Raw genomic sequence first — 15,688 nt, 5'->3', positions numbered from 1 at the left:
AAGCGGCAAGCCCGCTACACTAGGTGGGAATCAACACTTACAACCGGCCTGCCTGGCCCGCCCGCCCGATGCGTACATCGGGCTTTTTATTGCGCGCGGTCAGGCGAGCGCTTTCAATACTGCAGCAATATCCTGCAATACAGCCGTTTCGCCGTGTTCTCCCCAGTACAGGGAAATCATTTGCGGGCCGGCTTCGACCTTGTAGACGTTGTCAGGCAGGCGGGAAAAATGCTCATTCAGCACAACATCAGCGCACGGCTCTCGCCATTGATTGAGCCAGGTACCGGGCGCAGTTTGCCAGTAGCTCCAACTGTCTACCCTGCCCTGACGGCGCGGCCGTACGTACTGCGCACAGGGGCTAGGCGGTTCCTTGGGCAGCCAGTGCGGCCACTGTTGCGCCGTCAATTGCATATTCAATCCCATGCGCCGGGCTTCCATGCGCAGCGCCATCCGGCCGCTCTGATTGCGCGAAGGACGCAGCCAGGCCAATGGACTCAAAATCAGCGCAAGGATTGACACCACCACCCAGACCGTCATATCTGTTGTTCCCATAAAGCTTTGCAAATGAGCTGGTTAGCCGAGGTTCTAAGCGATCAGCCTGAAACCGACCATACTTGAACTATTGCGATTGTCAGGAGAGCCTCTCATGCCCTACGAACACATACTGGTTGCCGTCGATCTGACCGAAGAATGTGACCCGGTCATCAAGCGCGCCATGAAACTCGCCGAGCCGACAGGTGCCAAGGTCTCTCTGGTGCATATCGTGGAACCAATGGCCATGGCCTTTGGTGGCGATGTACCGATGGACCTGTCACAACTGCAACAACAACAGTTCGACCAGGCCAAAGAGCGCATGGACCGCCTGTTCAACAAGTATCCGGACATCAATCGCGGCGACTCGCACCTGACTTATGGCCAACCTCGCCAGGAAATCCATCAACTGGCCAAAGACCAGAATTGCGACCTGATCGTGGTGGGCAGCCATGGCCGTCACGGCCTGGCGCTGCTGCTCGGTTCCACTGCCAACGACGTACTGCACGGCGCACCTTGCGATGTGCTCGCGGTGCGCCTGCTGAAAACCTCGTAACGCGGGAAGCCTGGCGCAGGCTGCGCCAGGCCCTCCTACTTAGCTGTCGAGCTCTGCCCAGCGTTCTACCAACACATCCAGTTCTGCCTGTAACTGCTCCAATTGGGCCAGCACCGCAGTGGTCTGATCGATTGGACGCTGATAGAAGGCCGGGCTGGAAATCTCTTCCTGCACGGCTGCCATCTTCTGCTCCAGCGCGTCGATCTGGCCAGGCAAGGCCTCGAGCTCGCGCTGCAGTTTGTAGCTGAGCTTCTTTTTCGGTGCTTCGGCAGCGGCGGCTGGTGCCGGCTCCGGTGCCACCGCTTCAACCACCGCAGTATTGAGCTCCGATTTGCCCGACTTGCTTTCGCTGACACCCAGTAACTTCGGCGAACCGCCTTGGCGAATCCAGTCCTGATAGCCGCCGACGTATTCGCGCACCTTGCCCTCACCTTCGAAGACCAGCGTGCTGGTGACCACGTTATCGAGGAAGGCCCGGTCGTGGCTGACCATCAGCACGGTGCCCTTGAATGCCGACAACACTTCTTCGAGCAATTCGAGGGTTTCTACGTCCAGGTCGTTGGTCGGTTCGTCGAGCACCAGCAAGTTGGCTGGCTTACTGAACAACTTGGCCAGCAGCAAGCGCGCGCGCTCGCCACCAGAAAGCGCCTTGACCGGGGTACGGGCACGCTGTGGGCTGAACAGGAAATCGCCGAGATAACTCAGGACGTGACGGTTCTGGCCATCGATTTCGATAAAATCGCGACCTTCGGACAGGTTGTCGATGACAGTCTTTTCCAGGTCCAGTTGATGGCGCAACTGATCGAAATAAGCCACCTCAAGACGGGTGCCGGACTCAACCGTGCCGCTGGTAGGCTCAAGATCGCCGAGCATCAGCTTGAGCAAGGTGGTTTTACCGGTACCGTTGGCGCCGAGTAGACCGATCCGGTCTTCACGCTGCAAGACCATGGAGAAGTCCTTGACCAACTGCGGACCACCTGGGTGGGCGAAGCTGACGTTCTCCAGCACCATGACCTGCTTGCCGGACTTTTCCGCAACATCGAGCAGAATATTCGCCTTGCCCGTACGCTCACGACGTTCGCTGCGCTCTACACGCAATGCCTTCAGGGCACGAACGCGCCCCTCGTTACGGGTGCGACGAGCCTTGATACCCTGGCGAATCCACACTTCTTCCTGAGCAAGCTTCTTGTCGAACAGGGCGTTGGCCGTTTCTTCAGCGGCCAGTGCAGCTTCTTTGTGCACCAGGAAGCTGGCGTAGTCGCCGTTCCAATCAATCAAGCCACCGCGATCCAGTTCAAGAATGCGCGTAGCCAGGTTCTGCAGGAAAGAACGGTCGTGGGTAATGAACAGTACGGCGCCACCAAAGCCACTCAGTGCTTCTTCAAGCCAGGCAATTGCGCCGATGTCCAGATGGTTGGTTGGTTCGTCGAGCAGCAGCAGATCGGGCTCGGACACCAGGGCCTGGGCCAACAGTACGCGACGACGCCAGCCGCCGGACAGCTCGGCCAGCGTTTTGTCGGCCGGCAGTTGCAAGCGGCTCAGGGTGCTGTCCACCAACTGCTGCAAGCGCCAGCCATCACGCGCTTCCAGATCGTGCTGGACGTGCATGAGCTTTTCCAGATCGGCATCGCTGTGGATGTTCTGGCTCAGGTGGTGGTACTCAGCGAGCAATGCACCGACACCGTCGAGGCCTTCGGCCACTACGTCGAATACCGTACGGCCGTCTGCCAGCGGCAGCTCTTGCGGCAACTCGCCAATCTTGAGGCCAGGGGCACGCCAGACATCGCCGTCGTCAGGCTTCTGATCGCCCTTGACCAGGCGCAGCATGCTCGACTTGCCAGTGCCGTTGCGGCCGATAATGCACACCCGCTCACCACGGGCGATCTGCCACGACACCTTGTCCAACAACGGCATGGCGCCGAACGCAAGGGACACATCGCTTAATTTGAGCAGGGTCATGATCTTCTCCAAAAACCGGGCGCGTATTCTACCCGACTTGGGCCTGGTTCACATTAAGCAGGCACGTGCGCTTACAGATCCGACGACAGACCGCCTGATTACAACTCGATACAAGCACAATGCTTTCATCCGCCCACGGCAAACGGCTAAGCTTAGGCAACGTAACCCCAACAGTGCTGGCTTCGCCGTCACTTTTCATGGTCAAACTGCCCGGAAGTCTCATGCGCAGCCGCCTGTTAAATCTAGTTTCCTGCCTGCTCCTCTCGGCCTCCGCGGCCAGCGTCGCCCAGGCCACCGACATCACCGTGCAGCGCCAGTATTACGACGAGGCCAAGCGCGCCCTGGCCAAAGGCGACAAAGGGCCGTACCTGCGCTACGCCCAGGCCCTGAGCGATTACCCGCTGACGCCCTACTTGGCCTACGACGAGCTGACCGCGCGGCTGAAATCCGCCAGTAACGCCGAGATTGAAAAATTCCTCGCCGCCCATGGCGACCTGCCCCAGGCCAACTGGATGAAACTGCGCTGGTTGCGCTGGCTGGCTGAGCGTGGCGAATGGGAAACCTTCAGCCGTTACTATGACCCGAAACTCAATTTCACCGAACTCGACTGTCTCAATGGCCAGCGCCAATTGATCCAGGGCCAGCGCGCCGAGGGCTACGCCAGCGCAGAAAAACTCTGGCTGGTGGGCAAATCCCAGCCTGCCGCCTGCGATGCCCTGTTCGAGCGCTGGGCAGCCGAAGGCCAGCTCAGTGAGCAAAAACGCTGGGAGCGCACCAAGCTTGCAGCCCAGGCCCGCAACTATGCGCTGGCCAACAGCCTGACCAAGACCCTCCCTACCCTGGCACCGCAAGGCCGCCTTCTGGTTGAGGTGGCACAGAAACCACAACTGCTGAACCAACCGGGTCGCTTCGTACCTGTCAACGAGGCCATGTCGGATGTGGTCAGCCTTGGCTTGCGTCGCCTGGCCCGCCAGGACCCACAGCGCGCCATGAGCCTGCTGGATGACTACGCCAGCCGCATGCACTTCTCGCGCGACGAAAAAGTCGCCATCGCCCGGGAAATCGGTTTGACCCTGGCCCGACGCTACGACCCGCGGGCCCTGGACTTGATGACCCGCTACGACCCCGAGTTGCGCGACAACACCGTCACCGAGTGGCGCCTGCGCCTGCTGTTGCGCCTGGGACGCTGGGAAGATGCCTATGAGCTGACCAAGCGCCTGCCGCAGGATCTTGCCTCGAGCAACCGCTGGCGCTATTGGCAAGCGCGCAGCCTTGAACTGGCGCAGCCACAGAACACGCAGATTCCCATGCTGTACAAAACCGTTGCCCGGGAGCGTGATTTCTATGGCTTCCTGGCTGCCGATCGGGCGAAAACCCCTTACCAGCTCAACAACAAACCCCTGGTGCTGAGCAAGGCCTTGATGAACAAGGTTCGCAACACTCCGGGCATCCGTCGCGCCCTGGAGTTTCATGCACGCGGCCAGATCGTTGATGGTCGACGTGAGTGGTACCACGTCAGTCGCCACTTCAATCGCGACGAAATGGTGGCTCAAGCGCGCCTGGCCTACGATATGCGCTGGTACTTCCCGGCGATTCGCACTATCAGCCAGGCCAAGTACTGGGATGACCTGGACATTCGCTTCCCAATGGCCCACCGCGACACGCTAGTGCGTGAAGCCAAGGTGCGTGGCCTGCATTCAAGTTGGGTATTCGCCATCACTCGCCAGGAAAGTGCATTCATGGAGGACGCCCGCTCCAGCGTGGGCGCCAGTGGCCTGATGCAATTGATGCCCGCTACCGCCAAGGAAACCGCGCGCAAGTTCAGCATCCCACTGGCTTCGCCGGCCCAGGTGTTCAATCCGGACAAAAACATCCAGCTTGGCGCGGCGTACCTGAGTCAAGTGCACAGTCAATTCAACGGTAACCGGGTCCTGGCTTCAGCCGCCTACAACGCGGGACCAGGTCGGGTACGGCAATGGCTGCGTGGCGCCGATCACCTGAGCTTTGATGTGTGGGTGGAATCGATTCCGTTCGATGAGACTCGCCAATATGTGCAGAACGTTCTGTCCTACTCGGTCATCTATGGCCAGAAGCTCAATTCGCCACAGCCGCTGGTGGATTGGCATGAGCGGTATTTCGACGATCAGTAAACGCGGCCCTTACACAGCGCGCTGCCTTGTATAACGCCGGCCTGACAACTGGCGTTATACAAAGCCCCCTCTTGCGACGGCTATTCCAGAACCGTCACCGGCATCCCCACCTCAAGCGTACCGCTACCATCGGCCACCAGGTTCTGGCCGAACAGCACATCCCCTTCTTTTTGCCGATAGGTCTTGAGTGTCGTCAGGGGTTCGCGGTCGGCGCTGCGCTCGCCTGTCTGCGGGTCAATGGTGGTCATGATGCAGCGCTCACAGGGCTTGAGCACGCGAAACTCCATGTCACCAATACGGATGCGCTTCCAGCCATCCTCGGCAAAGGCCTGCGCCCCCTCAACGACCAGGTTGGGACGAAAACGCGACATTTCCAGCGGACGGCCGACCTTCTGGATCAGATCATCCAGTGATGATTGGCCGATAAGCAGCAAGGGAAAGCCATCGGCAAAAGCCACTCGGTCGCTGTTGTCACCATAACCGCCAGGCAAAAAACGAGCGCGCTCTTCAGGTACATGGACCAGACGGATGTCCTTGCCAATGAATTCGCTCAGCCATTGTGCTGCCTCGTCCCCGGCATCCGGCACACGGAAGGTGTCTCGCCAGATCGTTACGCCGCGCAGGTCGCTGTCAGCCTGCGGCACCGGCACGGACAGCGCTGATCGTCCGGGCGCCTCAAGAGTGAGATCGCCATCAACGCTGTACAGGGCTGTTAACTGACTCATCTGCGGATACGCGCGCTGCGTCAGGAATCGCCCATTGTCACGCTCTACAAGCATCCAGCGACGATCACCACTCAATCCCAACAGGCCCAGCGAAGAAGATTGCAGCGCCTGGCCGCGCGCGGATTTAAGTGGATAACGGTAAAGCGCACTCAATTGCATCGACGACCTTCCTTCTGCCGGTTCAAAGCCGTAGCTTATACCGACTCAGGCCGTGGCTTCATCCAGCATCAGGCGCTGACGCACCACATCGACCAATTTATCGGGCTGGAACTTGGACAGGAAGTTGTCGCAGCCGACCTTCTTCACCATCGATTCGTTGAAGCTACCTGAGAGCGAGGTATGCAACACCACATGTAGCGGGCGCAAGCGGGCGTCGTTACGAATCTCGGTGGTCAGGCGGTAGCCGTCCATTTCTGGCATCTCGGCATCGGTGAAAATCATCAACAGCTTTTCACAGACGTCCTCTCCTGCATCCGCCCAACCCTTGAGCATGCGCAACGCTTTCAGGCCATCAGTGGCAACGTGCATTTTCACTCCCAACTGCGACAACGTATCGCGCAACTGCGCCAGCGCTACCGTGGAGTCATCCACCAATAGCACCTCACGACCTCGGGCTCGAGCCAGCACGGGGTCCTGGAGTTTGTCGCGTGAAACCTTGGCACTGTAGGGCACGATTTCAGCCAGCACTTTTTCCACGTCGATGATTTCCACCAACTGCTCATCAACCTTGCTGATGGCCGTCAGGTAATGCTGGCGACCGGCGCTGCTGGGTGGCGGCATGATCGCCTCCCAGTTCATGTTGACGATTCGGTCGACCCCACCTACTAAAAATGCCTGAACCGAACGGTTGTATTCGGTGACGATAATTGTGCTGCCCGGCCCCGGCTCCAACGGTCGCATGCCGATGGCCTGAGACAGGTCGATAACCGGTAGCGTCTGTCCGCGCAGATTGACCACGCCACAAACATAGGCGTGGCGTTGGGGCATCAAGGTCAGCTTAGGCATTTGCAGCACTTCCTGAACCTTGAACACGTTGATCGCAAACAACTGCCGGCCAGCCAGGCGGAACATCAGAATTTCCAGGCGGTTCTCACCTACCAACTGCGTTCTTTGGTCTACAGTGTCGAGAATGCCAGCCATTACAGAACCCCCAGGCTTGTTTCAATAAATGAATCCAATGGCTCTGTATCGGCCAGATAGGACTCAGCTTGACCCCTTGGCGAAAATGCTTCGCCAACCATTGATGTCACTTTAACATCATGCTTTACTGCTGAACGCCCCTCTCGTCGCTAACCTTCGCAAAAGGTCGCAAACGAATCACACCATCAGGGATTCCCCTAGTAGCAATCGGGCGAGACCTGATGTTCGCGATATCCAATAGCCATTAATGTGACGCCATTCTCATTGCATGAACGGAGTCAGGCTTTTGTCAGCGATCGCCTCATTGTGGCCAGCCCCTGCTCCAGCCCTTTGCGCTGGAGCCAAATGATGGCCAACGAATCACTGAACAGCGGCGCGCTCCAGGAGTTCCTGGTGGATGCCCAAGTGCTGCTGACCCAAGCCCAGGAGTGCTTGCATCATCTGGAACTGATCGACAACGATCCGGATGCCTGTCATTGCCTGAACGATACTCTGGCCTCACTGGTCAATCGCGCCCAGCGCCTGGGGTTGGTCGAAGTGGCCAGCTACTGCAGACAGCTGCAGCATTTGCTGGAAACCGCCCAGAACCCAGCGCAACTACCAGGAACCGCACTACCCGCCCTGACCGAGTGCCTGACCTTGCTGGCCTGGCAATTGGAGTTGGTGGATCCTCGTACCGGCCGCCTGGGCCTGGATATCGATGAGCAAGTCCTATTGCTGGATAACCTCGCCGCCGCACTGAACCCAGTGCTGGCCTGCGAATCCTGCAGCGCCAGCCAAGCCCCTTGCGACCATCCGTCGCACCTGCTTCATCCGACAATTAGGCATCCAAGTACGGATAACTAAACAGCATGACAGCCCCTGGCCAGTCGACGCGCCCGGAGAGCATATTAGCTTTGAACTTTACGCACAGACCGCCCCATTGCCGCCGCCACTTTGACAAGTATGACTTTAGTTCTACGGGGCAAAATTTGCGGCTAATAAAGTAGTGGCCAAATGCTAGGCTCGCGCCCCTGATAAATCCGGGTATCAGCCCGTAAAACCTGACGATTGTGACAGTCCCGAGAGTTCGCGACCATTTACACTTGAAGTGATACCATGCGCGCCAAAGACGACCAGACACCCCTGGTCGGACACGCCTTAGATGACTAAGTCACTTGGCGCAAGTATTTATCCAGGCCGTTTGGCGCCGACATACAAAGATATTGAAGGCACGACCAAAACGTCTCTAGCTTGCTACTTGCACGGCTTTCTACCGCGATATTTCAATGGCTTCATTTTTCTATGCTCTCAAGCCTAAATAGATCCAAGTTCTGGCCCCCCGGAGCCGCCCTTCTGCGCGGACTCACCACTGTCTTGTGCCTCACCTCGATCACCGCCAACCTGGTCCTGTATATTTACGCGCTACCAATCCCGCTTGGCGTTATCCTGCTGCACCTTGCTGCCATGCTGAGCATCGGTTGGCACCTTCAGCACTGGGCACGTTCAATTGCCATGCGCCCTGCCGAACTTGCTGACCGCCTGCTCAAAGTTCAGGAGAGTGAGCGCCAGCGCCTAAGCCGAGAGCTGCATGATGATATCGGCCAACTGCTGACCGCCGCCAAGCTTCAGGCCGACTTGCTGCAGCGCCTCGCACCCGGCGCGCTGCAGGAGCACTGCAGCACCTTGCGCAGCACCCTGGATGACACCCTGGATAACGTTCGCGACGTCTGCGCCACCCTCAATCCTCGCCAGTTGTCCAGCCTTGGGCTGGAGGCCAGCTTGCGCGCACACCTGGTACGCACCCTGGAAAACACCAACCTGCATTGGAGCCTGGAGTGCCGCCAGCGTCTTGGCGGCATTCCCGAAGAGATAGCCATTGCCGCCTTCCGAATCACCCAGGAAGCCGTCACCAATATTCTTCGCCATGCTGACGCACGCAATCTGATCATTTGCATCGAACGCCAGCCGGCGGGCCTTGCGCTGTCGATCCGTGACGACGGGCACGGCTTTCTGCCAGCCAGCAACCCCGCAGATGAAGGGCAGCGCGGCATGGCCGGCATGTACGAACGCGCGGCGCTTCTTGACGGCACGCTGACTGTCAGCAGCCAGCCCGGTAAAGGTACCCGCATCGACGCCCTGTTCCCCTGGCCGCCCCGCACCCTCGAACGCGCCGACACAAGTAGTGCCCCATGACCTGTAAGTTGTTGCTGATAGATGACCACTCGCTGATCCGTGCAGGCGTTCGCGCCTTGGTGTCTTATCTCCCTGGTTATACGGTGGTGGGCGAAGGCAATGATGGCAACCAGGTGGCTGAGTTGGTACTGCACCTGGACCCAGACATCATCCTGCTGGATATTTCCATGCGCACCACCAATGGCCTCGATGCCTTGACCCAACTGCGCGCCAATGGCTGCCGCAGCAAGGTCCTGATTCTGTCGATGCACACAGACCCCGAACTGATCATGCAGGCCCTGGAAAGCGGCGCCCACGGCTATCTACTCAAAGACACCACCGCCACCGAACTCGAACAAGCCCTGGCAGCGCTGCGTAACAATGAGCGCTACTTGAGCCCGGCGATTGCCCATACGGTGATCAATCGGGCCTTGTCACGCACGCACAAACCCAAGCCGCAGATGTCGGAAAATCACAACCTCACGGCCCGTCAATTGGAAATTTTGCGCTTGATTGTGCGCGGCAAATCAACCCGGGAAATTGCCCACGGGCTGGGCTTGAGCATCAAGACCGTGGAAACCCATCGCTCGCAGATCATGAAACGCCTGCATATCTATGACGTTGCCGGCCTGGTTCTATTTGCGGTGCGCGAACGAATCATCAGCCTTGATGACTGAGTAATGGCGAGTCAGGCGGCAAGTGCACCCGCAACGCGCCTGCCAGCGCTTCAAAACGCAAGCTGTCTCCCTGGAGCGGCTCGCCATCGAGATTGATATCCAGGCCTTGCGAACTCTTTATTTCAACCCACGGCAAGCGCGCGCGCACGAACAGGTTATCCAATCCCAGCCCATCGCTGAGCAGACTGCGCAACGTACCTACCATTTCCTGCGGCGCGGGCAAAATGCTGATATCCAGCAGCCCGTCGTCAACCTGCGCCTGCGGACACAGCACATGCCCACCACCGGCTTGACGACCATTGCCGATACCCAGCGCCAACAACTCGCCCTGCCATTGAAAGTCCGGCCCATGCAGCTCCACCGAAGCGGCACTGAGCTCACTGAAGCGCGACAAGCCGGTAAACAGGTAGGCTGCCGCACCTAGCACCTTTTTCAGGTCTTCGGAGGTATTGGCGGTTACCTGACTACCAAAGCCGCCGGTGGCCATGTTGAGAAATATCTGCTGCCCTACCTGGCCAAGGTCAATCGCCTGCGCCGGGGCATCCAGCAGCGCTAACGCCGCCTCGGGTTCCAACGGTATTCCCGCGGCACGGGCAAAATCATTGGCCGTTCCCAATGGCAATAGCACAAGACCAGCCTTTCCCTGGGCCCGCGCCATGGCTTCGGCGACATCGCGTAGCGTACCATCGCCACCGCCGGCCACGATATGACTGTAGCCCGCGGCCAGCGCCTCCTCGACCCAGCGGGCGGCATCACCGGCTTCCCACGTCAAACGCACATCCAGCGGCCAACCGCGCTCGCGCATCACGCTGACGGCAGCGCGCACCTGCTCGTTCGTTGCCTGTTTGCCATGCAAAATCAATAACGCCTTTTTTTGCGCCATTTCGCCTAATCCCCACGAAAGAAAACCCACTATCTGGACCTTATAGCCAACCTGTTTACTGCAATTTCATCGCGCTTTTTCCGAGATATTTGCCGAGCATTCACACAAATATCATTGAAACAGCGCGCGCCTGGGTGCATCATTCGACAAATATTTGGCCTTCACGGAAGATGCCGATACTAAAAGTCATTTTATTGACAATTTAAGTGAGCGCCTGCCAGGTCCGGATTCCCTTTAATGCACTGTAGTCTCAGTGCTCTGACACAAGGCTGTGAAATGAGCGTTCTAATCCCTTGCATCATCGCCGGCGGCGCCGGCACTCGACTTTGGCCTGTTTCCCGCGAAACCATGCCCAAGCCCTTTATGCGCTTGCCCGACGGCCAGAGCCTGCTGCAAAAGACCTTCGCTCGCGCCAGCGCCCTGCCGGATGTCGAACGGGTTTTGACCGTGACCAACCGGGAAGTCTATTTCCGCACCCAGGATGAATACCGCCAGCTGAACCATAACGGCATCGCACTGGACTTCATCCTCGAGCCCTTCGGCCGCAACACCGCCCCTGCGATTGCCGCTGCAGCCCTGCATTGCGCCGAACTGTACGGTGACAGCGCCCAACTGCTGATACTGCCGGCTGACCACTTGATCGGTGATCTCCCAGCGTTTGAACGCGCTGTCGCCGAAGCCCGCAACCTGGCTCGCGAAGGCTGGCTGACCACATTCGGCCTGGTGCCAGGTCACGCCGAAACCGGCTTTGGCTACATCGAGAAAGGCCAGGCCTTGAATGGCCAAGGCTACAAAGTCGAATGCTTTGTCGAGAAGCCTGATGCGGTCACCGCCCAAGGCTACCTGGATGGCGGCCAGCACCTGTGGAACGCGGGCATGTTCTGCATGCGCGTGGACGCGATTCTGGCCGAACTTGACCGCCACGTTCCCGACCTGCTCGCCAGCGTCCACCAGTGCCTGCAACAAAGCCCGCGCAAACAGGGCAAAAACGAATTGCAGCTGGAACTTGACCCGCAATCTTTCGAAAAAGTACCGGACATTTCCATCGACTATGCAGTCATGGAAACCTCGAGCCAGGTTGCCGTGCTGCCTGCCGACCTTGGCTGGAGCGACATCGGTTGCTGGGAGGCGGTGCGCGGGCTCAAGGAAGCCGATCACAACGGCAATCACTGCAACGGCGAAACCGTGCTGCATGATGTGACCAACTGCTACATCGACTCGCCACGCCGACTGGTCGGTGCCGTCGGCCTGGACAATCTGATTGTCATCGATACACCTGATGCCCTGCTGATCGCCGACGCCTCACGCAGCCAGGAAGTCAAAGTGATCGCCCAGCAGCTCAAGCACCAAGGTCATGATGCGTATCGCCTGCATCGCACGGTGAATCGCCCGTGGGGCATGTATACCGTGCTGGAAGAAGGCCCGCGCTTCAAGATCAAGCGTATCGTGGTGCGCCCCCAAGAGTCGCTGTCATTGCAGATGCACCACCATCGCAGCGAACACTGGATCGTGGTCAGCGGCATGGCTTGCGTGACCAATGGTGAGGACGAGTTCCTCCTCGACACCAACGAGTCGACGTTCATCAAACCCGGCCGAGTTCACCGCCTGACCAACCCTGGCGTGATCGATCTGGTCATGATCGAAGTGCAGAGTGGCGAATATATGGGCGAAGACGACATCGTGCGCTTTACTGATATCTATGGACGCGCCCCGGAGTCTGCCAGCAACTGACACCCAAGGCGCGTCCATTCCTATCTGCATGCCGTCACCCGCCCGGGTATAGAGGAAAGGGGTCATGCGCGTACTTTGGACACTGCCTTATCTGCCCTGGCCTACCACCAGCGGTGGCAAAACCCGGCAATACCACCTGCTGCGCAGTCTCGCGCAGCGGGGCCACCAGATCACCTTACTGGTGCAGTCCAAGATCCCGCCCAGCGAGGCAGCACGTCAGGCGCTCGAGCCACTGCTCGAACGCCTGATCGTATTGCCCAGGCGGCCATTGCACAGCCCATTGAACCTGTTGGCTGCGGTCTATGCCGGCTATCCCGTGCGCGCCAGTGTGAATGGCCTGGCGCCGCACCTTCGGCATCGTTTCGAGCAACTGCTGGAAGAACACTGGGATGTGATCCACATTGAGCACAGCTACAGCTTCCAGCCATTTGAAAAAGCACTGCAAGCTCGGCAACTGCCCTTTCTACTCAGCGAACACACCATCGAATCGGTATCTGGTGCGGCCTGTCATGACCGCCTGCCTTTATGGTTGCGACCATTCAACGCCTTCGACCGCTGGCGCTACCGGCGCTGGGAAAGTCGCGTATTGAGCCAGGCGCATGAGGTCGTCGCCGTCAGCCCCAGGGATGTCGAACATATCAGTCGCCTGACCGGCTACCCCGCGTCTCTGGTGATCAATGGCGTCGATTGCGCGCATTACCAGGATATCTACCCGTCTCATCACAGCCAGCGACTTTTGTTTGTCGGTAACTTTGAATACAGCGCCAGCCTCGAAGCCGTGGAATGGGCGCTTGAAGACATCCTCCCGCAAGTGTGGCAAAGCAATCCTGCCGTGCGCCTGGCCATAGTAGGACATGCCTTGCCCGACAGCTGGAAATCGCGCTGGAACGATCCGCGTATCGAGTGGATTGGCTACTTGCCTGACTTACGCGAACTGCAACGCCATTCGGCGATCTTCTTCGCCCCCCTGCGCTATGGCGGCGGCTCGAAAATCAAGGTACTCGAGGCCATGGCCGCAGGCCTGCCAGTGGTCACCACCGCCAAAGGGGTTTCCGGGCTACAAGTGACTCAGGGCGAGCACTATCTAGGCAGCGACGACAGTGATCAACTGGCCTTGATCATTACCCAACTGCTCAACCAGCCCTGGCGCATGCGCCAACTTTCCGAGGCGGCCCGCCAGTTCGTCAACGACCGTCACGATTGGAGCATTGCCGCCGCCCAGTTGGAAAACGTGCATGCCCGCCTGAGTCAGCGGGCACCCGTGTTTTCTCAAGCCAGCGCACTCAGCCGAGCAACTCACTCAGGGGAATGAACTGAACGGTGTCACCCTTGGCAGGTGCAGTGCCTTCGCGAACTTCGACAAGGCCCTCGGCCCAAGCGGCGCTGCGTAGTACGCCAGAGCTCTGGTTCCTGTAGATCAGCGCTTGACCCTGATCCAGTCGCGCGCGCAGGTATTCGCGACGCGAGCCAGCCGTGGGCCAGTCGAAACCTGCGAGCACCGCGAACTGTAACGGCGTCACGTCCTGCACGCCCTGGCGGCGCAACAGGTAGGGTCGAGTCAGCAGGCCAAAAGTCACCAGCGTCGAGGCCGGATTGCCAGGCAAACCAATGACCGGTACACCTTTGTAGTGGCCGAAGGTCAGCGGCTTGCCGGGCTTGATCGCCAACTTCCACAGTGCCAGTTCGCCTGCCTCACGCAAGGCCAGGCCCAGGTAGTCCGCCTCTCCCACCGAGACACCGCCGGTGGAAAGTATCAAATCGACTTCGCTCAACCCGGCCAGGCAGTCACGGGTCTTTTGCAGGTCATCGGCAAGAATCCCAGCATCGGTCACTTCGCAACCCAGGCGCTGCAGCCAACTGACCAGCAGGCGTCGGTTGCTGTTGTAGATCTGTCCTGGCCCCAACGGCAAACCCGGCTCGACCAGCTCATCTCCTGTGGACAGCACGGCAACCTTGATCTTGCGCACCACATTGACAGTGGCATAGCCAAGCGTTGCCGCCAAGCCAAGCTCAATCGGTCCCAGGCGCGTACCCGCTGCCAGCACCGACTCTCCGGCACGGGTTTCCTGCCCTTGCGGACGAATATTCTGGCCCTCGCGCAGCGATGCCGTGAATCGCACCCGTTGATCCTCCAGGACCTCGGCGTTTTCCTGCATCTCGACGCAGTCAGCCCCAGGCGGCACCGGTGCGCCGGTGAAAATCCGTGCGCAGGTTCCTGGCTGCAACGGCTCTGGAGCGTGACCTGCGAAGATCCGCTGACTGACAGGCAACGGTTCTCCCTGCCAATCGGCCAGGCGCAGCGCGTAACCGTCCATGGCACTGTTTGGCCAAGGCGGCAGATCCAGGGTCGCAACCAATTCGTTGGCGAGCACGCGTCCCTCGGCCTGCGCCAGCGCAAGCACTTCGGTTTCGACAATAGGGGCGGCTTGCGCCAGTGCCAGCAAGCGTGCCAAAGCATCTTCGACCGGCATCAGTGGCTTGTTCACAGGCACCTCAACCACGACTGGCGCAGGGCGCGGCCTGCTTGAGATGAGGCACGAAATTGCAAGGGCGGTGGCGAGCATCGAGCTGCTCGGCAAGGATGCCGTCCCAACCAGTGCGCACGGCATTGGTGGAGCCCGGCAAGCAACAGACCAGCGTACCGTTGGCCAACCCGGCCAAGGCGCGAGACTGAACGGTTGATGTGCCGATATCTGCCAGGGAAATATGCCGGAACAACTCACCAAAGCCATCGACTTGCTTGTCCAGTAAGCAGGCAACCGCTTCCGGCGTACTGTCGCGGCCGGTAAAACCAGTGCCGCCGGTGATCAGCACCACCTGCACCTGCTCATCGGCGATCCAGCTCGCGACCTGCGCACGGATCTTGTACAAATCGTCTTTGAGCAGTACGCGCGCCGCCAGGCCATGGCCGGCTTCGGTCAGGCGATCGACAAACACCTGCCCGGAAGTGTCGGTTTCCAGGGTACGGGTGTCACTGACCGTCAACACTGCAATGTTCAGTGGCACGAAAGGTACATCAGCCTTGGCTTTCATGGGGCCTTGATCCATTGATAGAGAGAATGGCGGTGTTATATCACAGCCCTGCCCGGCTCGCGCCCGCCCTCGACACTCGATTGCCGTGAATCAAAAGTCCTGCGCAATGACTATGCTGCAATCAGCAAGGAACTTGCGTCGGCACCATG

The 15,688-nt window shown here is 59.2% G+C and carries 14 protein-coding genes; 7 read left to right on the top strand and 7 right to left on the bottom strand.

The genetic code is table 11. The features are described from left to right. Positions 1-99: 99 nt before the first annotated feature. Entirely contained in the window at positions 100-537 is a 438-nt protein-coding gene (locus D3Z90_RS08440; protein WP_136475307.1) for a hypothetical protein, read from the bottom strand. Between the two features lie 109 nt (positions 538-646). Between D3Z90_RS08440 and D3Z90_RS08435 the strand changes: the two genes are divergently transcribed. Continuing rightward, positions 647-1,087, top strand: a complete 441-nt coding sequence (locus D3Z90_RS08435) for a universal stress protein (protein WP_136475306.1) — start codon at positions 647-649, stop codon at positions 1,085-1,087. Positions 1,088-1,126: 39 nt separating this feature from the next. On the opposite strand, the gene D3Z90_RS08430 is transcribed toward D3Z90_RS08435, so the two are convergent. Further along, entirely contained in the window at positions 1,127-3,046 is a 1,920-nt protein-coding gene (locus tag D3Z90_RS08430) for an ATP-binding cassette domain-containing protein (protein ID WP_136475305.1), read from the bottom strand. A gap of 221 nt (positions 3,047-3,267) precedes the next feature. On the opposite strand from D3Z90_RS08430, the gene D3Z90_RS08425 reads away from it, so the two are divergent. Beyond that, positions 3,268-5,196, top strand: coding sequence for a transglycosylase SLT domain-containing protein (locus D3Z90_RS08425; protein WP_136475304.1), 1,929 nt, complete (start codon positions 3,268-3,270; stop codon positions 5,194-5,196). Between the two features lie 80 nt (positions 5,197-5,276). Here D3Z90_RS08425 and D3Z90_RS08420 read toward each other — a convergent pair whose 3' ends face one another. Both D3Z90_RS08420 and D3Z90_RS08415 read right to left on the bottom strand, forming a co-directional pair. Further along, positions 5,277-6,080: an MOSC domain-containing protein gene (locus D3Z90_RS08420; protein WP_136475303.1), complete on the bottom strand. Its 804-nt coding sequence runs from the start codon at positions 6,078-6,080 to the stop codon at positions 5,277-5,279. 45 nt (positions 6,081-6,125) lie between these two features. Then, entirely contained in the window at positions 6,126-7,061 is a 936-nt protein-coding gene (locus D3Z90_RS08415; RefSeq protein ID WP_136475302.1) for a chemotaxis protein CheV, read from the bottom strand. A 348-nt stretch (positions 7,062-7,409) separates the two neighbouring features. Between D3Z90_RS08415 and D3Z90_RS08410 the strand changes: the two genes are divergently transcribed. The 3 genes from D3Z90_RS08410 to D3Z90_RS08400 all read left to right on the top strand — a co-directional run bounded on the left by D3Z90_RS08410 (position 7,410) and on the right by D3Z90_RS08400 (position 9,892). Continuing rightward, on the top strand, positions 7,410-7,907 hold the full coding sequence (locus D3Z90_RS08410) for a histidine kinase (protein WP_136475301.1): 498 nt from the start codon (positions 7,410-7,412) through the stop codon (positions 7,905-7,907). A 438-nt stretch (positions 7,908-8,345) separates the two neighbouring features. Beyond that, positions 8,346-9,236 carry a sensor histidine kinase gene (locus D3Z90_RS08405; protein WP_136475300.1) on the top strand — a complete coding sequence of 297 codons (891 nt, stop codon included), beginning with the start codon at positions 8,346-8,348 and terminating at the stop codon, positions 9,234-9,236. Continuing rightward, on the top strand, positions 9,233-9,892 hold the full coding sequence (locus tag D3Z90_RS08400) for a response regulator transcription factor (protein ID WP_136475299.1): 660 nt from the start codon (positions 9,233-9,235) through the stop codon (positions 9,890-9,892). The genes D3Z90_RS08405 and D3Z90_RS08400 overlap by 4 nt, the downstream gene beginning before the upstream one ends. Here D3Z90_RS08400 and yegS read toward each other — a convergent pair. After that, positions 9,876-10,775, bottom strand: coding sequence for a lipid kinase YegS (gene yegS / locus D3Z90_RS08395; protein WP_136475298.1), 900 nt, complete (start codon positions 10,773-10,775; stop codon positions 9,876-9,878). The two genes, D3Z90_RS08400 and yegS, sit on opposite strands and share 17 nt — an antisense overlap. A gap of 276 nt (positions 10,776-11,051) precedes the next feature. On the opposite strand from yegS, the gene D3Z90_RS08390 reads away from it, so the two are divergent. Together D3Z90_RS08390 and D3Z90_RS08385 are read left to right on the top strand one after the other, a co-directional pair. Continuing rightward, positions 11,052-12,506 (top strand): mannose-1-phosphate guanylyltransferase/mannose-6-phosphate isomerase, encoded by a 1,455-nt coding sequence (locus D3Z90_RS08390; RefSeq protein WP_136475297.1) that lies wholly within the window; start codon positions 11,052-11,054, stop codon positions 12,504-12,506. Positions 12,507-12,570: 64 nt separating this feature from the next. Continuing rightward, entirely contained in the window at positions 12,571-13,818 is a 1,248-nt protein-coding gene (locus tag D3Z90_RS08385) for a glycosyltransferase family 4 protein (protein WP_136475296.1), read from the top strand. On the opposite strand, the gene glp is transcribed toward D3Z90_RS08385, so the two are convergent. Both glp and moaB read right to left on the bottom strand, forming a co-directional pair. After that, a complete protein-coding gene (gene glp / locus D3Z90_RS08380; RefSeq protein ID WP_256658369.1) occupies positions 13,790-14,977 on the bottom strand; it encodes a gephyrin-like molybdotransferase Glp in 1,188 nt (395 codons plus the stop codon). The genes D3Z90_RS08385 and glp overlap by 29 nt on opposite strands. Before the next feature lie 22 nt (positions 14,978-14,999). Then, positions 15,000-15,539, bottom strand: coding sequence for a molybdenum cofactor biosynthesis protein B (gene moaB / locus D3Z90_RS08375; protein ID WP_136475294.1), 540 nt, complete (start codon positions 15,537-15,539; stop codon positions 15,000-15,002). Positions 15,540-15,688: the final 149 nt, after the last annotated feature.

Source organism: Pseudomonas sp. DG56-2 (genome assembly GCF_004803755.1).
Taxonomy (GTDB): Bacteria; Pseudomonadota; Gammaproteobacteria; order Pseudomonadales; family Pseudomonadaceae; genus Aquipseudomonas; species Aquipseudomonas auratipiscis.
This window is presented reverse-complemented; position numbering and strand designations above follow the sequence as displayed.

Coding starts and splice junctions, on each gene's coding strand:
- D3Z90_RS08440 (WP_136475307.1), bottom strand. CDS start 537: ATGACGGTCTGGGTGGTGGTGTCAATCCTTGCGCTGATTTTGAGTCCA.
- D3Z90_RS08435 (WP_136475306.1), top strand. CDS start 647: ATGCCCTACGAACACATACTGGTTGCCGTCGATCTGACCGAAGAATGT.
- D3Z90_RS08430 (WP_136475305.1), bottom strand. CDS start 3,046: ATGACCCTGCTCAAATTAAGCGATGTGTCCCTTGCGTTCGGCGCCATG.
- D3Z90_RS08425 (WP_136475304.1), top strand. CDS start 3,268: ATGCGCAGCCGCCTGTTAAATCTAGTTTCCTGCCTGCTCCTCTCGGCC.
- D3Z90_RS08420 (WP_136475303.1), bottom strand. CDS start 6,080: ATGCAATTGAGTGCGCTTTACCGTTATCCACTTAAATCCGCGCGCGGC.
- D3Z90_RS08415 (WP_136475302.1), bottom strand. CDS start 7,061: ATGGCTGGCATTCTCGACACTGTAGACCAAAGAACGCAGTTGGTAGGT.
- D3Z90_RS08410 (WP_136475301.1), top strand. CDS start 7,410: ATGGCCAACGAATCACTGAACAGCGGCGCGCTCCAGGAGTTCCTGGTG.
- D3Z90_RS08405 (WP_136475300.1), top strand. CDS start 8,346: ATGCTCTCAAGCCTAAATAGATCCAAGTTCTGGCCCCCCGGAGCCGCC.
- D3Z90_RS08400 (WP_136475299.1), top strand. CDS start 9,233: ATGACCTGTAAGTTGTTGCTGATAGATGACCACTCGCTGATCCGTGCA.
- yegS (WP_136475298.1), bottom strand. CDS start 10,775: ATGGCGCAAAAAAAGGCGTTATTGATTTTGCATGGCAAACAGGCAACG.
- D3Z90_RS08390 (WP_136475297.1), top strand. CDS start 11,052: ATGAGCGTTCTAATCCCTTGCATCATCGCCGGCGGCGCCGGCACTCGA.
- D3Z90_RS08385 (WP_136475296.1), top strand. CDS start 12,571: ATGCGCGTACTTTGGACACTGCCTTATCTGCCCTGGCCTACCACCAGC.
- glp (WP_256658369.1), bottom strand. CDS start 14,977: ATGCCGGTCGAAGATGCTTTGGCACGCTTGCTGGCACTGGCGCAAGCC.
- moaB (WP_136475294.1), bottom strand. CDS start 15,539: ATGAAAGCCAAGGCTGATGTACCTTTCGTGCCACTGAACATTGCAGTG.